The sequence below is a fragment of the Elusimicrobiales bacterium genome, from assembly GCA_041651175.1.
In the GTDB taxonomy this organism is placed as follows: Bacteria; Elusimicrobiota; Elusimicrobia; order Elusimicrobiales; family Elusimicrobiaceae; genus JAQTYB01.
Genome location: JBAZJT010000014.1, coordinates 18,390 through 37,872 on the forward strand (window position 1 = coordinate 18,390; position 19,483 = coordinate 37,872).

Consider the following 19,483-nt stretch of genomic DNA (forward strand, 5'->3'; position numbering starts at 1 on the left):
TGCGCGCGCGGCTGCTGCCGCAGGTGCGGACACTAATGGAGATGTTTTTGGTTTTTTTGAGGATTATGAGGATAATACCGGTTCTGGCGGTTTTTTGCGGACTGCTGCTGCCTGCGGCGGACTGCTCCGCGCAGTCCGGCGCGGGCAGGTCCGGCGGAAGCCAGGCGGTGGAGGACCAGTCTCGCCGGATATGGCATGCCATGAAAATGTACCGCAACGGCGATTATCAGAAGGCAATGGATTTGTTCATGGATGTGCTGGTAAACGGTTCCCCGTCCGAGCGTGCCATAGCCAACGAGTATGTCAACAAGATAAGCCAGAAGCTTGAGGTTGACAACTGGGAAACCGATAACGTTTACACCGAAGACGAAGAAGAGCAGGAAACTGCCGACGGCCAGGCAGCGGAGCCGTCGCTTAAAAAAGAGCTTTCAAAAATGGGCGGCGTCGTTATTTCCGGAGTGAAATCAGTCTATTACAGGCTTAAGACAGGCAAGCCCGCGCCGGAACAGCCGCCTGCGCGGGTGGAAGCCGCCGCCGCGACCGCCGCCTCCGGCCCGGCTGGGGAGCGCGCGCGCCAGGTGGACCAGAAAATAAGCGCGATGCGGGGTTTTATCTCGGGGATTCTTTCCAAAACCAAAGGCGTGCGCGTGTTTATGGACGGTGACAGAGTGGAAGCCCTGATGCTTGATCCTGCCGTGCTGTTTTCCAAAAGTCTGAAGTTCCGGCAGCCCGCGGCGGGTAAAATCCTGTCGGCGGTGGCGGGTCTGATGTACACCAACGGCAACGTCTGCTTTGTGATAACGCCGCAGGGATTCACCTCCGCGGGGGCCAGAATGCTGGATATGCGCCGGGCTATGGCGGTCAACTCGTATCTGATGCACAAGGGTATTTCGGCTGCGCGCTTGTTTGTCAATCTGGGGCTTTCGTCGCAGGAGCCGCTGCCCCACAACTTCAAGGACATACAGGGCATAGGCATAACTTTTGATTATGCCCGCCAGCCGCTGCTTAGCCAGAGCGACGGCTCCGGGCGGCTGCCGCCGCGGACAACCCTGGGCGTTTTCCCGTCGTCAATATCCACCGACAGGATGCAGGGGGCTATAGTGGAGTTCGCCGCCATAGAGACTTCGGCCCGCGTTGACTACTGGCGCCTTCAGATTTTCCGCGCCGAAAGCGACGGCTCCCTGTCGGTCATGCAGGAGACATCCGGGCAGGACGCCGCGTATCATCAGATATTCTGGAACGCGCGCAAAGGTTTTTCCGGCGCGGCGTCGCCGCCGGGGAAATACCTTTGCGTGTTCACGGCTTCGGACAGCGCGGGCCGCGAGCAGATAGCGCGCCGCGTCATAAACGTCACCGGCATGGCGCAGGCGGGCAAGGGCCGCTTGCTCAAAAAAGGAGCGGCGGGCGGCGGACAGGGCATAGGCGTCGTCATCCGAAAAGGCAAGGCTGCGGCCAAACGCAAGGCGGCCGCGCACAAAAAAACCAAAAAACGCGCGCCGCGGAGCGGCCGCGAGGTTTCGGATGAAAACGGCTTTGTTGCCATGAGCGGCAGAAAGGCGTATACTATCCGTTACGGTGCCGGCACAGCGGATATTTCGGACGCGGCCAAGCCGCAGGTCGCCAAGCTTGCGGACATGATGGTTTCCAGACCGGACGACAAGGTTATCATATCCGCCCGCGCGTCTTCGTCCGAACCGGATGCGGCGTTCCTTGCGGAGAAGCGGGCCAAGGCGCTTGTGGAAATGCTGGTCAACGAATACGGGGTGGATACTTCCATGATGGATACCAAGACGGAGGTCAGCGCGCAGGCGGAGCCGGTCTGCGTTGTTGTGTTTGGAGAATAGCGCATATGTCCATGCTTGACAATATGATGGGAAAACGCGCGGTTACCCTGACCTCGTGCCTGGGTATGTATCTCACCATGGAGGAAATCGGGCTGGTTGAAACGCAACTGGGAGGCGGCGCCGTCAAGATAGGCCGCTATGTCAGAATCGCCCTGCCTCCGCCCAAGAAAAGCGACGGGGACGCCCGTGCCTCTGCCATGAACGCGGATTTCATAACCAAGGAGGCCAACTGGCTGCCGCATCTGGAAAAGGCCATAAAGCAGGTTGACCTGGACACCCGCAAAGTGATGCTGGCGCTTTCTCCCCAGTTCGCGGTGTTCCGCTATTTCCTGATGCCGATGGTGGAGCGGCGGTTCTGGAAACAGTCGATTCCGCTTGAGGCGAAAAAATACGTTCCCTTCCCGTTTGAAACCTCCATTTACGATTTTCAGGTGCACATGCACGACCTGCCGGACGGAAGGGGCAGGATGATGGGCGTTATTTTCGCTCTGACCAGCGCCAAAATAGTGGAATCCCTGGTGGAAGGCGTCAAAAAAGCCGGGTTGGAACCGGTGGGCGTGGAAGTATCGGCCATGTCGGCCGGCAGGCTGCTGGGCCATGCCTGCGGCGGCACCACCGCGCCCAGGATATACGCGCATTTTGATGCCAGTTCCGCCTACATGCTGCTTTACAACAATGGCGTGCCGCTGCTGTTCCGCGAGGTCAATTTCGGCGACACCATGGGCACCAAACGGCGCCGGCTGGACGTCAAGGGCCCGCTTGATTTCGTGCATAAGCAGTTCGGCGAGCAGATTTTCAAGGAGCTTTACCTCAGCGGAGAAAATCTGGATGTGTGGAAATCCTCCGTGCTGGAGGATGCCAAGCTGCCGCTGAAGATGTGGGACCCGAAGGCCGCCTTCAAGCTGCGCGACGGGAACTGGGGCATGTATTCCGCCATAGGCGCCGGGATACGCCACATGACAGGCGAGGCGGGGGTGGACCTTCTCCACACCACCAGCGCTGCAGTGGATGAGGCGCGCGTCAGTCTTACGGTATGGGCTGTTGCCATAGGCATGGTGGTGATTTCCGGGCTTATGGCGTTCAGCGCCCAGGCCAGGTTTTTCATGGCCACCATGGAACTAAGCAGGCTGCGCGCTTCCATAAGCGAGGTGCCGGAATTCTCCGGCCTGACTTCCGACGGGATTCAGCAGGCGGTGGACAGCATCAGGGCATACTCCGGCAAGCTGCAGGCGCTCGGCGGCAATCCTGATTATTACGCTCCCAAACTGGTTGCCGTGCTTGATTCCGTGCCGGACAAGGTGTGGGTTTCGGACGTCGGGTACTCCGGCGTGCTGCCGTCCGCCGGCTCGCGCGGGGAAAGCGAATTGTCCATAACCGGAAAGGTGCGTTCCGGCTCGGCCCAGAACGATGTGGCCATAGTGCAAACTTTCATTGACACCCTCAAGGCCAATCCGGAAATTCAGAAGGCATTCATCGCGCCCGGAGGACAGTGCCTGAAAGATTTTGTCACTTCCCGCTCGCAGGACCGCTCCGCCCAGGATTCGGCTGCGGACACCAATTTCTCCATCAAATGCAAGGTGCAGCCGGGAGGAGGTTTCTGATGGCACAGAAACTGGAGGATGTGCTTCGCGGGCATCTGGACTATACGCGAGAGTCCTTGTCCCTTGTCCAGTCCAAATTCCGCGAGCAGGGGTGGAAATACTTCAAAGTTCCTCTTGCCGTGGGGTTGGGCGGCTCCCTGTTTTTTTATTCCGCGCTTTACAAGCCGCTTTCATCTTCCACAAACAACAAACGTTCCCAGATAGACGCCATGAAGGCGCAGGCGCAGTTCGCCACCGATTACGACACATACAAAAGCCAGATGCTGAACGCGCAGCGGCGTTTTCCCACCCAGAAAGAGCGGACGGAGTGGCTGGGCAACCTGATAACCATGTCCTGCACTTCGGAAAACGTGGTGCCCGGCCAGGTGAGCGTGCCGACCGAAAGCGGGGACGGCGATATTTCAGTGATATCGCTTCAGTTCAATTTCGTGTCTGAACTGCCGCGCATAGGCAGGATTCTGGCCAGGATAGAAAGCAGCGACCGTTTTGTGAAGCTGGAAAGGGTGGCGCTGCACAAGACTAGCGACAAGTCCAATCTGATATCCGCGGAAGTGCGGATATCCACGGTGTCGCCTAAACGCAATACCGGCATTGCAGGTGGGTAAGCATATGATTAGCCGCTTCTGTGTTCATGCGCGCAAAGCCGTTGTCCTGTGTGTTGCGGCGGGGATTGCCGCGCCATGCCTGGCGCAGGCAACGCCCTCCGCTGCCGCGCAGAACGGGAATTCCGCAGCGCAGACTGCCGCGCCGGTTGCCGCGGCGGAAGTGTCGTCGGCGACGGCGGTGGAGGTCTCTGAACAGAAAGTGGTGTTCAATCCTAAATCCGGCAGAAATCCGTTTTTGTCTCCGGAAGACATCGCCGCGCTGGAAGCGGAAAAGATGGCGACCCGCCAGCAGGTGGCTGCCGCGCAGGCGGCCAAGACCGGATCAATAGTCAGGCGGGGGTCCAATATTTTAATTCAGGGCATAATTGGTAAAATGGCGATAGTGAACAACCAGTCGGTATCCGCGGGAGGGTATGTGGGAGATGTGAAGGTTATCAGCGTCGGCGCCAATTCCGTGACTTTTGAGGAGAACGGAATGCGGTTCACAAAAGCGTTTCAGGAGTTGAGAAGAAGATAGCGCGGAATGATGTTTGGCCGCGCGGAAGCCGCTTATCGGGAGCTGGATTTATGAATATGAACAAGATCAGGCCGTATGTCGCGCTTGCGCTTGCGGCGGTGCAGATGCTGCTGCCGGTTTCCGGCGCGCTGGCACAGGATATTCCCCAGCCGGATGCGGGCGGCGGCGCCCCGCCCGCGCAGGACGCCGCAGCCGCTCCCGCGCCGGATGCGGGCGGCGGCGATTTCACAATGCCTACGGCCAATCCGCCGGGAACCCCTCTTGACGCTTCCGGCGGGTCGCCTCAGCCTTTGTACGAGGAGACCGAGCGCGTGGAGCCGATGGAGAAAAAAATCATGGTCCGGCTGCGCGGGGCGCCGCTGTCGGCGTTTTTGGAGACCGTGTCCGCCCAGTCCGGCATCAATTTCGTGGTTTCGGACAAGGTGGCCCAGGATGTCACAATATCGGCTTTTCTTCCCAAGGTAACCGCGCGCGAGGCGCTTCAGATACTGCTGCGCATGCACGGCCTGACATACGAGCGCGTGGGCAAGAGCCATACCTATGTTATATTGAAGCGTTCCGCCAGAGCAAGAAACGTGGTGACAAAAATATACACACTCAGCTTCATCTCCCTGCTGGCGGGGGAAACGTCGCAGCAGGAAATGTCGGCTATAACTTCAGCTGATGTGTCCTTCACCGGAGGGTTCAGCGGCGGGGGCGGCGGGGGCGCCGGCGGCGGCCAGAGCGGAGGCGGAGGCGGAGGCCAGGGCGGCGCGGGCGCCAGCGAAGGCGTTGCCATCATCAATGTGCTGCGCAGCGTGATGAGCAGAACCGGTACCATCGCCAGCGAGCCGCGCACGAACAGTCTTATTGTCACCGACGATGCGGACCGCTTCCCGCAGATAGAGCAGGTGCTTTCCGAACTGGACAAAAAAGCTCCCCAGGTGCTTATAGAAGCTAAAATCATGGAAATAAACAGCACCCGCCTCAACGAGATGGGCATAGAATGGGGCGGCTCGCGCGGCGAGCTGGCCTATTTCCAGGGTCCCACCCGGCTTACCGATTATTTCCTGCGTCCCGGATTTTTCAGCGGCGACCAGTGGAAGTATATGTTCCCGGACCCCAGTTCCATTGTCACCTCCGGCGGCGGCAGCGGCGGCGGTTCGGGCGGCTCAGGCGCCTCAATGGGTCCCGGCGGCATAACCTATGGCACCTTCAGCCTCAGCCAGCTTACGGCGATGCTGCGGCTGCTGGTCTCGCGCAGCGACGCGCGGTATTTAAGCCATCCCAAGGTGGTTACGTTAAACAACAAGATGGCTCTCATCAATATAAGCCAGGATGCGGCGGTCAGCGTAACCAGCACGGTTACTCAGACCACCACCACCGGAACCCTGGAGCGCAGACGGGTGGGCGTTACGTTGCGCGTTACCCCCCAGGTCAACAAGGACGGCTACATCACCCTGTTCATACAGCCGTCCTATTCGGATATTCAGGCTTCCGCCGTGACCAACAACGGACAAACGGTCTATGACCCGGTAAGCCGCGGCGCCTCCACCATGATGCGCGTCAAGAACGGTTCCACGGTGGTGCTGGGCGGCCTGCTTTCGTCCACCGACAACAAGCTTGTGCGCAAGGTCCCGTTGCTTGGATATATTCCGCTTATCGGCTGGCTGTTCACCAGCGTAAGCCAGACGCGCAAGAATTCGGATCTGGTGCTGTTTGTGACCCCGACCATACTGGTTGACTGATGCCACACAAAAAACTGGGCGAAATACTGATGGCGCAGGGGGCGCTGGACGAGCAGAAGCTCAACCAGGCGCTGCATTTCCAGGTTCAGAACAAGTGCCTGATAGGCGAGGCCATAATCAAGCTCGGCTACGCCAGCGAGGAAGTGGTGTACATGGCCCTCTCCAAGCAGTTGGGCATTCCCTACGCCTCGCGCGAAAACCGCATTCTGAGCCCGGAGAGGAATCAGGGCATTGAAAAACTGGTGGGCGAGAAATTCGCGCGCGAGCATTTCGCCATCCCGCTGTTCGTGGAGGGTGATTCTCTGGCGGTGGCGATGGCGGACCCTGCCAACGTGCTTACCATGGACAACCTGCGGCTGATGACCAATATGGAAATTCAGCCGTTTATCGCCACCAAATCCCAGATACTGCGCGTTATAGACAATTTCTACCAGGGGGCCGACCTGATAGACCAGGCCATGTCGGTGGACACCGAGGGCAAGAACGTCGCCAGCGAGGCGGACCTTGCCGTTGAAGACCATCTGGACCTGGACAAAATGATATCCGGCGAGAGCAAGGGCGCCCAGTCCATACGGGTGGTCAACGCCATACTCAAGCAGGCCATAAGCGAGCGCACCTCCGACATTCATCTGGAGATTTTTGACGAGCGCGTCAGTCTCCGTTTCCGCATAGACGGCATTCTGCACGAGCGCAGCTCCCCGCCCAAGGAGCTGGTGTCCGCGCTTATCTCGCGCATAAAAATCCTTTCAAAACTGGACATTGCGGAACGGCGGCTTCCGCAGGACGGGCATTTCAGCATCCACTACCAGAACCGCACCATAGAAGTCCGCGTTTCTGTGTGTCCGACGGTGTTCGGCGAAAAGCTGGTGCTGCGCATACTGGACAAGGGCACCGTGGAATTGAATCTGGATCTGCTGGGTTTTGAACAGCGCCAGCGCGAGGACTTCCTGCGCGCGGCGGACTATCCGCATGGCCTGATATTTCTTACCGGCCCCACCGGCTCCGGCAAGACCACCACGCTCAACGCGGTGCTAAACACCATAAAGACGCCGTCTTACAATTTCATGACGCTGGAAGACCCGGTGGAATACAAGCTTTCCGGCATAAGCCAGGTGCAGGTGCGCCCGCAGATAGGCCTTACTTTCGCGGACGGGCTGCGCTCTTTCCTGCGCCAGGATCCGGACATCATACTGGTCGGAGAGGTGCGCGACAAGGAAACGGCGGAAGCCTGTCTGCGCGCCGCGCTGACCGGCCATCTGGTGTTTTCCACGCTGCACACCAACGACGCCACCGGCGCCGTGCCCCGGCTTATTGACATGGGCATGGAGCCGTTCCTGCTTTCCAGCTCGCTTGCTCTTGTTGCGGCCCAGCGTCTGGTGAGAATGCTCTGCCCGCATTGCAAGGCGCCCACCACGGTTGACCAGAAAGTGCTGGACCAGATGCTCAAGGAAGGCCATTTCCCGCCGGAGACGGACAGGTCTCGCTGGGTGTTTTTCAAAGCGCGTGGCTGCGACAAATGCTCGCACACCGGATATATCGGGCGAAAGGCGCTCTACGAGGTGTTTCTGATTAACGACGAAATGAGGCGCATCATCTACAAAACGCAGGATGTTTCCGAATTGCGTGTGGCCGTGAAAAAAACCGGCGCGTGGAACATGCGCGCCAGCGGATGGAAAAAAGTGGTGGCGGGTCTTACCACGCCGGAAGAAGTAATGTCGGTTACCTTATCGGAGGAATAACAGCATGCCGAAATTCGCATATACCGTGCAGGACAGCCAGGGCAACGCATCCACCGGCGTCATAGAGGCCCAGGATGAGGACCAGGCTGTAATAGCCCTTCAGAACAAAGGGCTGTTCATCCTCTCCATCCAGTCGGAGTCGGATTCAAAGAGTATGCCGGTGTTCAGGAAGCTCAAAGGCTCCGGCAGCATTTCCGGCCAGGACCTGGCGTTTTTCAGCGAGCAGCTGGCGACGCTGCTGGCCGGCGGCGTGCCGCTTGTGCGCGGCCTGGCGCTGCTGAGCGAGCATGGCGAGAACAAGGCGCTGACCGCCGTGGTCTCCGACATAGCCAAGGAGGTTTCCGCCGGCGGCGCGCTCTACAAGGCGCTGGAAAAACACCCGAAGGTGTTTGACTCCATCTGGATCTCGCTGGTGCAGGCCGGCGAAATGGGCGGCCAATTGCCCGGAGTGCTGCGGCAGATATCCAACTACGTCCAGTCGCAGGAAATGATAAAGTCCAAGATTATCACGGCCATCGCCTATCCGGCGGTGCTGTTCACGATGTCCATGGGTGTGCTGGCGTACTTTGTCATATACATCGTGCCTGTCTTCACCCAGATATTCACGGACTTCAACCTGACGCTGCCCCCGCTTACGCGCACCATCGTCTGGGTGTCATATGTGGCGACGCATTACATGGTGGCCATTATCGTCATAGTCGTTGGTATTGTGCTGGCCATCCGCTCGTATCTGTCCACCGAGGTGGGCAAGCTCACCTGGCATCAGGCGCAGTTGAAGCTGCCCGTCGTGGGCGTGTTCATACGCAACATACTGATGGAGCGGCTGCTGACCACCATGTCAACGCTTATAAAGAGCGGTGTCAGCATATTAAACACCATCACCGTGCTTGAGGGCGCTTTCGGCAACAGCCTTGTAATCAGGAACGCGCTCAAGGCCGTCAAAAACGACATAGCCGCCGGCAAGTCCATATCCGCCTCGTTCAAGAACACGGGCATATTCCCCGGCCTGGTTACGGAAATGATGTGGATGGGCGAGGAATCGGGCAAGCTGCCGGACATCATCAACACCCTGTCCAAGTTCTATACCGAGCAGATCAACCAGTTCATAGCGCGCTTCTCCTCGCTGATAGACCCGATACTGGTGGTGTTCATCGGCGGAATCATAGGCGTCATAGTGATTTCCATATTCATGCCTATATTCCAGCTGTCGCAAATCGGCTCCGGCGGGCACAACTAGGAAACGGCATAATGAAAAAAGGATTCACCCTTATTGAAGTTATAGTGGTGGTGCTGATAATAGCGGTATTATCCGCTCTTGCGGCCACCCAGTTGTTCAGGGCGGTGGAAAGCTCCCGCATGAGCGACGCCGTCGCGCTTGTCAGCGCGGTTTCCGGAGCCAGGAAAATGGCCAGGCTGGATTATATCGGCGGCACCCTGCCTTCCGGCAAGCTGGCAAGCCTGACCGCAGTTAAGTCGTGCAGCGGCAGCTGGAACAGCATAGACGACTATACCAACTGCAAATACCTGTCGCCGCACGACTGGAACAGCCTCCTCTACTCCTATTATATGTGCAATGATGCCACCGGGGCGGGAGGGGGCTGCTGCGCAGCCAATGTCGTGGCCTGCGCGCAGCGCAAAACTACGTCGGAGGATTCCAAGCACGGCACCTCCGGCGATTTCGCCACATGGCGTGTCCAGCTTATGAGCAACGGGAAGTGCGTTACCAGCTGCAAAGGCAACTGCTCGTATGCGCCGCCGGACTGCCCGTCCATGTAACGCGGAAAGCGGACGGTTTCACAGCGGCGGCGCCGACGGCGCCGCCGCTGTTTTGGTTCTCCTGAAATAATACAGCGCGAAACCGCAGACCGCCCAGGCTATTTCCCTTATGTGGCGCACTATGCCGAATGCCAGCCCGTCCGAGGGCGGGTATCCCAGCGCGGCGAAGATGGCGGTTTTGGTGGCTTCCTGCGTGCCGGCTTTGCCCGGCACGGCGAAAAAAATCCCGTCCAGCAGCACTGCCAGCATTTCTATCAGAATCGCCGTTTTGACGGTAACCGCCATTCCCAGAAACCTGCATATCCAGTACGCTTCAAACGCGCCCCAGAGATAGGCCGCCGCGAAAAATCCTGCGGACAGCATAAATCTCGCCGGATACAGGCGCAGAAAGCTCATTATGGTCGCGTCCACGTCTTTGAGCTTTGCCCATATCCCGGCTGTCCCTCCGCTGGTTTGCGGCTGCGCTTTGCCGCCAGCCCTGGCTTCAAGGAAAACTATGAAAACGATGATGGCGCCGATTAGCCAGCCGCCGTTTCTCAATTGCGGTCCCAGCGCGCGCAGGCCCGCATGGGAGTGCGCCGCCAATGCCAGCCCGGCCGCCGACACCGCGGCCATCGCCAGTGTCTGCGTGATTTTAGCCAGCGCTACCGACGAAAGCCGCTGCTCCAGAGGGTGATCCGCCCCCATAAGCGCGGCCCTGGCCCACTCCCCTGCCAGAGTCGCCGACGGGGTCAGGTAATTCACGCCGTCGCCGGCTATGCGCATCATCAGTATGTCGCGGAATTTTATTTTGGCGGACATTCCCGGCGTTATGGCCAGTTTCCAGCCCAGCGCGTTAAGAATATGCGCCACAATCTCCTGCCCGAATATAAGCGCAAATCCCGGCCCCACCGCCGCCGCAGATGCCAGCGCGGCGGCGGCGTCCATTTTGGCCAGCAGTGCGGCAAGCATGAACAGTCCGGCGGCCAGCATGGCGGCTTCAATTTTTGTCATTCGGAATACGATTCTATTTTTTTTTGAGGCGGCAGCGAAAGCCTCGGCGGGACAACCTGGATAGCGGAATCCAGCGGCGGATGGCCGCATGCGCCATCGGTCTTCCCGGTTCCCGCTGTCAGCTGCAATTTCATGGCCTGAAAACGCCGCGCCCGCTGTATTGCGGCGGGCGCGGCGTCTGGATGGGAGGCTGCTATTCAACCGGCGGCAGAAGTTCTTTTATGAATCCGTGCCCGGCGGGGTCTTTTTCCGTGAATAGAAGCGGAGTCTGGCTTACAATGCCCGCGCTCTTGAGCCATTTGGTGGCATGTTTAGGCATGATAAGCCCGATCGGATAGCGGAAACCGATTCCGGTGGCCAGCATGTCCATCGGATTGGTGGTGCAGTTGTTGGTTATCGTGTTGTAATACTCGCTGTCGCGGTTCTGGACGGCGCGGTCCAGCGCCACTTTAAGGACGGCTTTTTTCTTGTCCAGAGATGCGTTCACTGAAAACATTTCTATCCTGGCCACTTCTCCGGGGAAGGTGTCCTGTATGTAGTTTTCCATGGAATAGAGCAGCCAGAGTATCTTGAATGCGCCGAAGGCGCCGGCAGTGGCGGAATAATCCTGGTCCCAGCGGAGCTTGGCCTCCACGCTGACGACCAGCGTGTCGCTGTTGTATGCGCCGCTTCCCTGCTTGACAAAGCCGCCGGGCTTGAATTTGAACACCAGGAAGGAGTGGCCCACTCCGCTGCCCTTGTCTACGTCTATGCCCCAGTAAGCCTCCTTCAGCATGTCGGGGTTTATGCTGGCGGTGTAGCAGGCGTTTTTGCCGTCGCCCAGCGTTATCCATTTGACATGAGCTATCGTAATCCCTTTCGGACCGGAAGATACCAGTTCCGGCGGGGACTTGTATCCGTTTGTGATTTCCTGGCCGGATTCTTTTACATGCGCGGGCTCGGAAGCCTGCGGTGCGGGAACAGCCATGCCGACAGCCGTTTTCGGGCCGAGTTGAAGCTCCTCAAACTGGTGCCCCCAGCCTGCTGGCGGCAAAAACAGCGCCGCGATTGCAATCAGCTTCGATACTGTGGTCATGGTCTGCCTCCTTTAATTACTGCGGTTTTACAAGCCCGCCGCCCTGATTAGTAAATTGTCTCAATAATCGCGGCAGGCCGCATGGGCCGTAGGGCCTATTTCATATAATATCGGCATGAAAACCATAATCCTGATGACGATTTTGCTGTCGCCGCTATGCCGCGCGGAGGAGCCGCGCAGCTTCCATATGCTGCCCACCGGCAACGGCCACGGTTTCCATATTTACGACGAGGCCGCCGGCAGGCTGGCGGCTTTCATGGACCATCCGTACCGCTATCTGCGCGCGCCCAAAGACCTTACCGTTGACGGCCCCGAAAGCCGCAATATCCTGGAGGATTTGACGCTGGGCGCTGATGACGGCGGCTTGTTTTCCGGCTGGGAGCGGGAGGCTGTTGAATACTCCGGGCAGAGCAATATTATAAGGACCGCGCTCCGTTCCGGGCAGAAGCGGGCGGAGGCTTACTATTTTTCGCCCTTCGGGTTGGAAATGAACGCGCTGCTTGCGCTGGCGCATGTTCCCTCCGGCGGCGGAACGGCCCGGCTGAAATTCAGCCTCGGGGCCAATGCCGCCAGCCCGGATGTGATGCACAGGACCCTTAAGGTGGAGCGCATCGCCGGAGAGCGCATCCAGAAAATTCCCGGCGCCTGGGTTCAGACGGGCAACGGAAAAGGCGCGGTGGTTTTTATCCCGGTCGGCGGGGATGGAACGTTGTCCTGCGCGGCTGCCGGGGAGGGGACGCCCCCCGCCGTCATTGAGGGCGAAACCGTCTGCTCCGGCGGCGTCGTGTCCGCGGAAATGCGCCTGCCCGCAAAAGACGGCTGGTTCGGGCTGCTGGCCGCTTATGTGGAGGAGCCTGCCCAAGCCCCCGCCGCGGTTGAAACCGCGCGCCGCTGGCTGGCTGGCCGCGCGCCGCAGGACATACTAAAGGATTCGCTGTCCGAATGGGAGGCCTGGCGCAAGCCCGCGCTGGCCCGGCTGCGAGGCGAAGACGAAACAAAAACCTGGCGGCAGAGCGAGGCCGTCCTGCGTATGGCCCAGGTGCGCGAGCCCAATATCCGCAAAGAGGGCGCGCTGCGCGTCAACAACGGCATGATACTGGCCAGCCTGCCCCCCGGCTGCTGGGCCACCGGCTGGGTGCGCGATGGGGCCTACGCCACCGCCGCACTGGCGCGCATGGGCCACTGGAAAGAGGCCAAAGCCTCGCTGAACTTCTTTCTCAACGCCGAGCCTGTGGGCAAATTCAAAAGCTATGCCGGCAATTCCGATTACCGGATTTCGCTGACGCGCTATTACGGCTCCGGCGAGGAGGAGGCCGACCATTCCGGCCTGCCCCAGCCGAATATAGAATTTGACGACTGGGGGCTTTTTCTCTGGGCCGCGGGCCAGTATGTAAAAGCCTCCGGCGATGCCGCCTGGCTTTCAGAGCCGACGCGCAAAGGCTCCGTCTACGAGGCGATGCGCGACGGCGTCGCAAAACCGCTTGAGGAAAATCTGGAGCCGCCCCCTCTGCCGCGCATTCTGCAGCGCGATTCGTCCATATGGGAGGTGCACGGCAACGCGCGGCATTACGCTTTCAGCAATATAGCCGCGATACGGGGATTGTCGGAATTCGCCGATATGGCGCGCAAAACCGGCCATGCGGACGACGCGCTGAAATACTCCCGCCTGGCCGGGGAAATGCGCGCGGATTTTGAAAAGTGCTTTGCCGGCGCGGACGGCGGCCTGCTGGGCGCGCTGGAACGCTCCCCCGGCACGGATTTGGACGGCGCGGTTGTGGAGGCGGTGTCGCTGGAAGCCGTAAACCCCAAAGGCCGGCTGGCCAAAGACACTCTGGACAAGCTGCAAAAACTGCGCACCCGCGCCGGCGGCTACAAGCGCAACGGCGGCAGCGATGATTACGACGTAAACAACTGGATTTTCATAGACCTGCGCATGGCAGGCGCGTTCTACCGTTCCGGGCGCCGCGCGGAGGCGGACGCGCTTTTGAATCTGGCGACCGGCAGGGCGGCTGCCAATTTCAACCTGCTGCCGGAGGAATACAATGTGCTGGACAGGGACGGCCCCGTCGGCGCATATATCGGCAGCATACCGATGGTTGGCTACGGTGCGGGGGTATACGCGCTTTCGCTGCTGGACAGGGATAACTTCAGATGACCGGGCCGCATATGCGGGAGTCAATGCCGTGAGCAGGATAGCCGTGGGCATGAGCGGCGGGGTGGACTCCACCCTCGCGGCGTGGCTGCTGAAAAAGCAGGGCCACGAGGTGTTTGCCGTTACCATGTCCGTGTGGGACCCCGCGCGCGGAGATTTCCGCGGCGGCTGCTTCGGCGCCGACGAGCCGGAGGAAACCGCCCGCGCGGCGCGGTTCGCGCGCAGGCTGGGGATTGAGCATTCCGTCATAGACCTGCGCGCGGAGTACGGGACCGCCGTGGTGGAGTATTTCAAAAAAGAGTACCTGGCGGGCCGCACCCCCAACCCGTGCGCGCGCTGCAACCGGCTGCTAAAGCTGGGGCTGCTGCTGGACAGGACCCGCGCCGCCTGCGGCGGCTTTGATTTTTTCGCCACCGGCCATTACGCCCGCGTTGAAAACGGCGTTCTTAAAACCTGCGCGGACGCGCGCAAGGACCAGACCTATTTCCTGTGGGCGGTGCCGCGCGAAAGGCTGGCGCAGCTGATGTTCCCGCTGGGCGGCCTCACCAAAAACCGGGTCCGCGATATGGCGCGCGAGGCTGGTTTCCCCGAAGCCGCCGCGCTGCCGGAAAGCCAGGATTTCATAGGCGGGGATTATTGCGGCCTTTTCAATAAAGAGGACAACCGGCCCGGCCCGCTGCTGGACCTCTCCGGCAGGGAGATAGGCCGGCACGGGGGAATTATCCGCTACACCGTGGGCCAGCGCAAGGGTATGAAAATAGGCGGCCTGTCAAAACCGCTTTATGTGGTGGCCATAGACGCGGCGCGCAATGCCGTAATCGCCGGGACAAAAGAAGAGGCTTTCCGCAAAACAATCCGCGCGGGCGGGCTTAACCTGCTTGCCGATGTGGAATGGCCCGTCCGGGCGGATGTTAAAATCCGCCGCCAGCACGAGGCCGCCCCGGCCCTGATTTCCGCTCCGGAAAACGGCGTCTGCCGGATTGACTTTGACGCTCCGCAGTTTGCGCCCGCGCCGGGACAGAGCGCGGTGTTCTATTCGGGAGAGACCGTCCTCGGCGGCGGGATAATATCATGACAAAAGATGGAATCGCCGCGCTGTTAAATCTTGAAGGCGAAAAAGAGAAAGAGCTTTTCAGGCTGGCTTTGGAAACCAAACTCCGGTACACCGGCAAAAAAGTTTATCTGCGCGGCATTGTGGAGCTTGGCAATATCTGCGCCAAAAACTGCCTCTACTGCGGAATCCGGCGCGATAACGCCGCGCTGCCCCGCTATCAGATGAGCGCGGAGGAAATAGTCCGCGCCGCGCTGTGGGCTTACGAGGGAGGCTACGGCTCCGTCGTGCTGCAATCAGGCGAGCGGAGCGGCGAGGATTTCATAGCGCTCATAGAATCGGCTCTTTCGGAAATAAGGGAAAAAACCGCCGGGAAGCTGGCGGTTACATTGTCGCTGGGCGAGCAGAGCGCGCGCACATACAAACGCTGGCTTGACGCCGGCGCGCGCCGCTATCTGCTGCGCATCGAAACCTCGGACCCGCAGCTTTATGAAAAGCTTCATCCGCCGGACCACAGCTTTGCCGCGCGGCTGGAATGCCTGCATATCCTCAGGGATTTGGGCTATCAGCTGGGAACCGGAGTGATGATAGGCCTGCCGTATCAGACCATAGACCAGCTTGCGGGCGATATAGTGTTCTTCAGAAAGATGGATGTTGATATGATAGGCATGGGGCCCTATATCGCCAGCGAGGGCGCGCCGCTGGCCTCCCTGGGCGGCGGCGGGGAACGCAATTTCAGCCTCTCGCTGAAAATGATAGCCGCCGCCAGGCTGGAAATGCCGGATGTCAATATCGCCGCCACCACCGCGCTTCAGGCCCTGCATCCGCAGGGGCGGGAGTTGGGGATACAGGCCGGCGCGAATGTGGTGATGCCCAATATAACCGATGTCAAATACCGCCGGCTCTACCAGCTCTACGACGGCAAGCCCTGCCTGGATGAGAATGCGCAGCATTGCCGCGCCTGCCTGGAGCGGCGCATAATTTCCGCCGGCGGAGAGGCCGCGCCCGGCGACCCGGGCGACCCGCTTCATTACAGCCGCAGGATGCGCCGCAAGAATTATTTATGAGGGTAAAAACTCTGGCGGCGGCGCTGGCGCTGCTGTCTTTATTGCAGATATTCGGCGCGCTATGGGCTTTGCGGATTTACCGCGGCAGGGTTCCGGGGCAGGACAAAGTTTCGCTTTACCTGCAAAAATTTGACGGCATCAAACCCGCTCTGGCCGACATACGGCGGGCCGGATATGTTGCCCAGCCGCCGGACTGGGCCCACCGCAAGCTGGCGCAGTATGCCCTGCCCTCCGTCGCGCTGGAGGAGAATGCCCGGACGGAGTATATGGTCGGCAATTTCTCCGGCCCGGTCCGCGTTCCCGAAGGATATGAAACCGTCGCCCAGACCTCCGGCGGCGCGGCGGTGTTCCGCGCGCGCGGGAAATCCACACATTTTGCCGCGAATAAAAAACCGGCGGCGCTATGCAGATAATATTTGCCCTGTATATTCTGGCGGTTGCGCCGCTGGCGGCGGGGTCGCGCGTGCTGGAGCTTGTCTATCCGGCGCGCGGGCCGGAGGATGCCGGGGCCGCGTTTTTCCGGCTTTGCGCGGCTTTCGCGGCGGGTCTTGGAATACTGTCGCTTTTCCATTTCTGCTGGCTGCTGTCCGCGCCGGGCGCGGCGGGGTTTTATCCGCCGGCGGAAATCGCGCTGGCCGCATTCTGCCTGCCGCCGCTGCTGCGGGTTTGCAAGAATATCCGCATCGGGTTTTCCGCCTCGTCCTCCGCCGTAGCCGCCGCCCTTGCCGGCGCGCTGGGCGCGGCGGTCATCATCTGTTTAATCAACCCGCATTCCGGTTTTGACGCCTGGGCTTTCTGGAATTTGCGCGCCAGGATATTTTATCTGGAGCCGCAGCGCTGGGCCGAGCTGTTTTCCGTCATAGACTGGAGGCCGAATCACAACAATATGCCTTTCCTGCCGCTGCTGACCGCGCGCGGCTGGGCGCTGGCCGGCTCCTGCGGCCCCGCGCTGCCGTGCGCGCAGTCCGTGATTTTCGCGGCGGGGCTGTGCGCGCTGTTGTTTGCCGCGCTCAGAAAAAGCGGCGGCATGGCCGCAATCGCCGCCATTGCGCTGCTTGGCGGGAAAGACTTCGCCGTTTTCGCCTCCTCGCAGAAAGCGGACATGCCGTTTTCTCTTTTCGCGCTGGCCGCGTTTGTCTTAGCGGCGGAGGAACGGGGCGCGCTGGCGGCGGGTTTTTTCGCGGGGCTTGCGTTCTGGACGAAAACCGAAGGGGTTCTGCTGGCGGGCGCGCTGGCCGCCGTCATGGCGGCGGATTGCCTCAAGGCGGGGAAATCCCCGCGTGAAAGGCTGTTCCGTTTCGCCGCGGGCGCGCTGCCTTTTGCGTGCGCGGCCTCCGCGTTCAAATGGTTTTACAGCGCGCAGGCGGTGTCTTATCTGACGGTTTATCCGCCCATGGAAATGCTCGTCCGGGCGGGCCGGCTGGCAAAAGCGCTGTTCATCGCGCCGGACGGGATGCGCTGGTACGAGCTGCTCACGCTGCTTCTGCTGGCGGCGCTGGCGCGGGCGCGCGGCGTGAAAACGGGGTTTCAGGCTTTTGCGCTGGCCGCAGTCTGCGCGCTGGCGCTGTGCTATTGCGCTGCCATCCTCTGCGACGCGGCGGCGATAGACGTTGTGATAAACAACGGCGCCTACCGCGCGCTGGCGCAATTGCGCCCGCTTTTCATATTTGCTTGCCTATATTGATGAAACTCAAGATAGCGGTTTTCTACGGCGGCAAGTCCGCAGAGCATGAAGTTTCCGTCCATTCGGCGGAAACGGTCGGCTCCCTTTTATCCCCGGAGAAATACCAGGTTTTTCCGGTATACATAACCCGCGGCGGCAAATGGCTGCTGGAAAAGGCGTGCGGCCGCACCGACGACCCCGCGCCGGAGGTTTCGCCCGTGCTGCACGGCGGGTTCCACCTCAACACCGGCGGCGGGCCGCTGGCTTTGGACGCCGCTTTCCCTGTCATACACGGCCCGCTGGGCGAAGACGGGACTTTGCAGGGGCTTTTCGAGCAGATGGAACTGCCCTATGTCGGCTGCGGGGTAACAGCCTCCGCCATAGGCATGGACAAGGATATTTCAAAGCGGCTGGCCGCGCTGGCCGGGCTGCCGGTGCTGGAGCATGCGCTGGTTTCCAAACCGGACTGCGATTTCGTCGCGCTTGAAAAAAAGGCTGCGCAAATGGGCTGGCCGGTCTTTGTAAAACCCGCGGCGCTCGGCTCGTCCGTGGGGGTAACCCGCGCGGATTCGCCTGAAAAGCTGCGCCAGGCGGTGGAATACGGTTTCAAATTTGACACCAGGGTCATGGTGGAAAAGGCGGTTGAAAACGCGCGGGAAATCGTCTGCGGCGTGCTTGGCGAGGGGGCGTCCGTGAAAGCCTCCGCCTGCGGCGAGGTGAAGCCATCGCACGAATTCTACGATTACAACGCCAAATACATAGACCCCGACGGGATGAAGCTTTCCATCCCCGCGCAGCTAAGCGGCGAAACAGCCTCCGCCATCCGGGCGCAAAGCGTCGATTTTTTCCGCGCCATAGGCGGCAGCGGGCTTGCGCGCATTGATTTCCTGCTGGACGGGGCGGGAAAGCACTACTTCTGCGAAATCAATACCCTGCCGGGCTTTACGTCGCACAGCCTCTATCCGCGGCTGTGGCAGGCGGCGGGGGTGGAGCCGCCCGCTCTTGTTGACGAGCTGGTTTCGCTTGCGCTGGCGCGCGCCAAAGAGCGCGGAAGCCTTCTGCTCAAGCCCGACCACGCCGTCTGCTGACCGGCCTGGCAGCGCGCGTCCGCCCTGCAGCAGATTCCCGCGGCGGACGCTTTTCCCCGCCACTGGAGGCGGTTTTATGACGGCAGCCATGTTCTGCAGTATCCTTGAAGCAGCGCGGTGGGGTTGCGTTGGAACGGGGTTTTATCTGGCGTTCATGCCCGGTATGACGCCGCAGATGCAGTTGCATGTTCTGATGCCGTGGCTGGTGCTGCCGCTTGCGGGGCTTACTGGGATTGAATCCGTTTTCCTGGGTTCCGCGGCGGCGAAGTCAAGCGGTTACGGCGCAAACCCGGCATACCAGCGCCAGTCCGGCTTCAATAACATAGCGGTGGCTGCAACCGCGTTTGCGGTATGGCTTTTCAACTGGGGAACGCGCGCCGAAGCCGCGGTGCTGACTGTTCTGCTGATTTTCCTCGCGCTGTCGGCCTGCAACCATTTCTGGACGGCGATACGGGAAAACAACCGCTCCGTCAAAAACCTGCTGCGTCCGTTGCTGACTCTTTTGCTGCTTGCCTTTTCCGTGCCGTTTCTGGCGCGGGCGCTGCGCTGACCCGCGGCGCCGCCCATTCGCGCCAGCCCATTCGC

At 60.3% G+C, this 19,483-nt stretch carries 17 protein-coding genes; 15 read left to right on the forward strand and 2 right to left on the reverse strand.

From position 1 onward, the window contains the following. The first annotated feature begins 65 nt into the window (after positions 1–65). Genes WC421_08510 through WC421_08545 form a run of 8 tightly spaced genes read left to right on the forward strand, consistent with a single transcriptional unit; the run spans position 66 to position 9,809 of the window. Complete coding sequence (locus WC421_08510; protein MFA5162274.1) at positions 66–1,844, forward strand: hypothetical protein; 1,779 nt, start codon at positions 66–68, stop codon at positions 1,842–1,844. Between the two features lie 5 nt (positions 1,845–1,849). Then, a complete protein-coding gene (pilM, locus tag WC421_08515; protein MFA5162275.1) occupies positions 1,850–3,445 on the forward strand; it encodes a pilus assembly protein PilM in 1,596 nt (531 codons plus the stop codon). Next, on the forward strand, positions 3,445–4,050 hold the full coding sequence (locus WC421_08520) for a hypothetical protein (protein ID MFA5162276.1): 606 nt from the start codon (positions 3,445–3,447) through the stop codon (positions 4,048–4,050). Before pilM ends, WC421_08520 begins: the two co-directional genes overlap by 1 nt. A 4-nt stretch (positions 4,051–4,054) precedes the next feature. After that, on the forward strand, positions 4,055–4,567 hold the full coding sequence (locus tag WC421_08525; GenBank protein MFA5162277.1) for a hypothetical protein: 513 nt from the start codon (positions 4,055–4,057) through the stop codon (positions 4,565–4,567). Positions 4,568–4,617: 50 nt separating this feature from the next. Beyond that, positions 4,618–6,294, forward strand: a complete 1,677-nt coding sequence (locus WC421_08530; protein MFA5162278.1) for a secretin N-terminal domain-containing protein — start codon at positions 4,618–4,620, stop codon at positions 6,292–6,294. Beyond that, a complete protein-coding gene (locus WC421_08535; GenBank protein MFA5162279.1) occupies positions 6,294–8,033 on the forward strand; it encodes an ATPase, T2SS/T4P/T4SS family in 1,740 nt (579 codons plus the stop codon). The genes WC421_08530 and WC421_08535 overlap by 1 nt, the downstream gene beginning before the upstream one ends. A 4-nt stretch (positions 8,034–8,037) precedes the next feature. Continuing rightward, positions 8,038–9,270 (forward strand): type II secretion system F family protein, encoded by a 1,233-nt coding sequence (locus tag WC421_08540; protein ID MFA5162280.1) that lies wholly within the window; start codon positions 8,038–8,040, stop codon positions 9,268–9,270. Between the two features lie 11 nt (positions 9,271–9,281). Further along, positions 9,282–9,809, forward strand: coding sequence for a prepilin-type N-terminal cleavage/methylation domain-containing protein (locus WC421_08545; GenBank protein ID MFA5162281.1), 528 nt, complete (start codon positions 9,282–9,284; stop codon positions 9,807–9,809). Positions 9,810–9,827: 18 nt separating this feature from the next. Here WC421_08545 and WC421_08550 read toward each other — a convergent pair whose 3' ends face one another. Both WC421_08550 and WC421_08555 read right to left on the reverse strand, forming a co-directional pair. After that, positions 9,828–10,802 (reverse strand): lysylphosphatidylglycerol synthase transmembrane domain-containing protein, encoded by a 975-nt coding sequence (locus tag WC421_08550; GenBank protein MFA5162282.1) that lies wholly within the window; start codon positions 10,800–10,802, stop codon positions 9,828–9,830. A 193-nt stretch (positions 10,803–10,995) separates the two neighbouring features. Next, complete coding sequence (locus WC421_08555) at positions 10,996–11,877, reverse strand: DUF4105 domain-containing protein (GenBank protein ID MFA5162283.1); 882 nt, start codon at positions 11,875–11,877, stop codon at positions 10,996–10,998. 115 nt (positions 11,878–11,992) lie between these two features. On the opposite strand from WC421_08555, the gene WC421_08560 reads away from it, so the two are divergent. The 7 genes from WC421_08560 (at position 11,993) to WC421_08590 (ending at position 19,448) form a co-directional block, all read left to right on the forward strand. After that, entirely contained in the window at positions 11,993–14,032 is a 2,040-nt protein-coding gene (locus tag WC421_08560) for a hypothetical protein (protein MFA5162284.1), read from the forward strand. A 28-nt stretch (positions 14,033–14,060) separates the two neighbouring features. Then, positions 14,061–15,104 (forward strand): tRNA 2-thiouridine(34) synthase MnmA, encoded by a 1,044-nt coding sequence (mnmA, locus tag WC421_08565; protein MFA5162285.1) that lies wholly within the window; start codon positions 14,061–14,063, stop codon positions 15,102–15,104. Continuing rightward, complete coding sequence (gene hydE, locus WC421_08570; protein ID MFA5162286.1) at positions 15,101–16,147, forward strand: [FeFe] hydrogenase H-cluster radical SAM maturase HydE; 1,047 nt, start codon at positions 15,101–15,103, stop codon at positions 16,145–16,147. The genes mnmA and hydE overlap by 4 nt, the downstream gene beginning before the upstream one ends. Beyond that, positions 16,144–16,560 (forward strand): hypothetical protein, encoded by a 417-nt coding sequence (locus WC421_08575; protein ID MFA5162287.1) that lies wholly within the window; start codon positions 16,144–16,146, stop codon positions 16,558–16,560. The genes hydE and WC421_08575 overlap by 4 nt, the downstream gene beginning before the upstream one ends. After that, positions 16,551–17,831: a hypothetical protein gene (locus WC421_08580; GenBank protein ID MFA5162288.1), complete on the forward strand. Its 1,281-nt coding sequence runs from the start codon at positions 16,551–16,553 to the stop codon at positions 17,829–17,831. Before WC421_08575 ends, WC421_08580 begins: the two co-directional genes overlap by 10 nt. Continuing rightward, positions 17,831–18,898, forward strand: a complete 1,068-nt coding sequence (locus WC421_08585; protein ID MFA5162289.1) for a D-alanine--D-alanine ligase family protein — start codon at positions 17,831–17,833, stop codon at positions 18,896–18,898. The genes WC421_08580 and WC421_08585 overlap by 1 nt, the downstream gene beginning before the upstream one ends. 76 nt (positions 18,899–18,974) lie before the next feature. Beyond that, a complete protein-coding gene (locus tag WC421_08590) occupies positions 18,975–19,448 on the forward strand; it encodes a DUF6790 family protein (GenBank protein MFA5162290.1) in 474 nt (157 codons plus the stop codon). Positions 19,449–19,483: the final 35 nt, after the last annotated feature.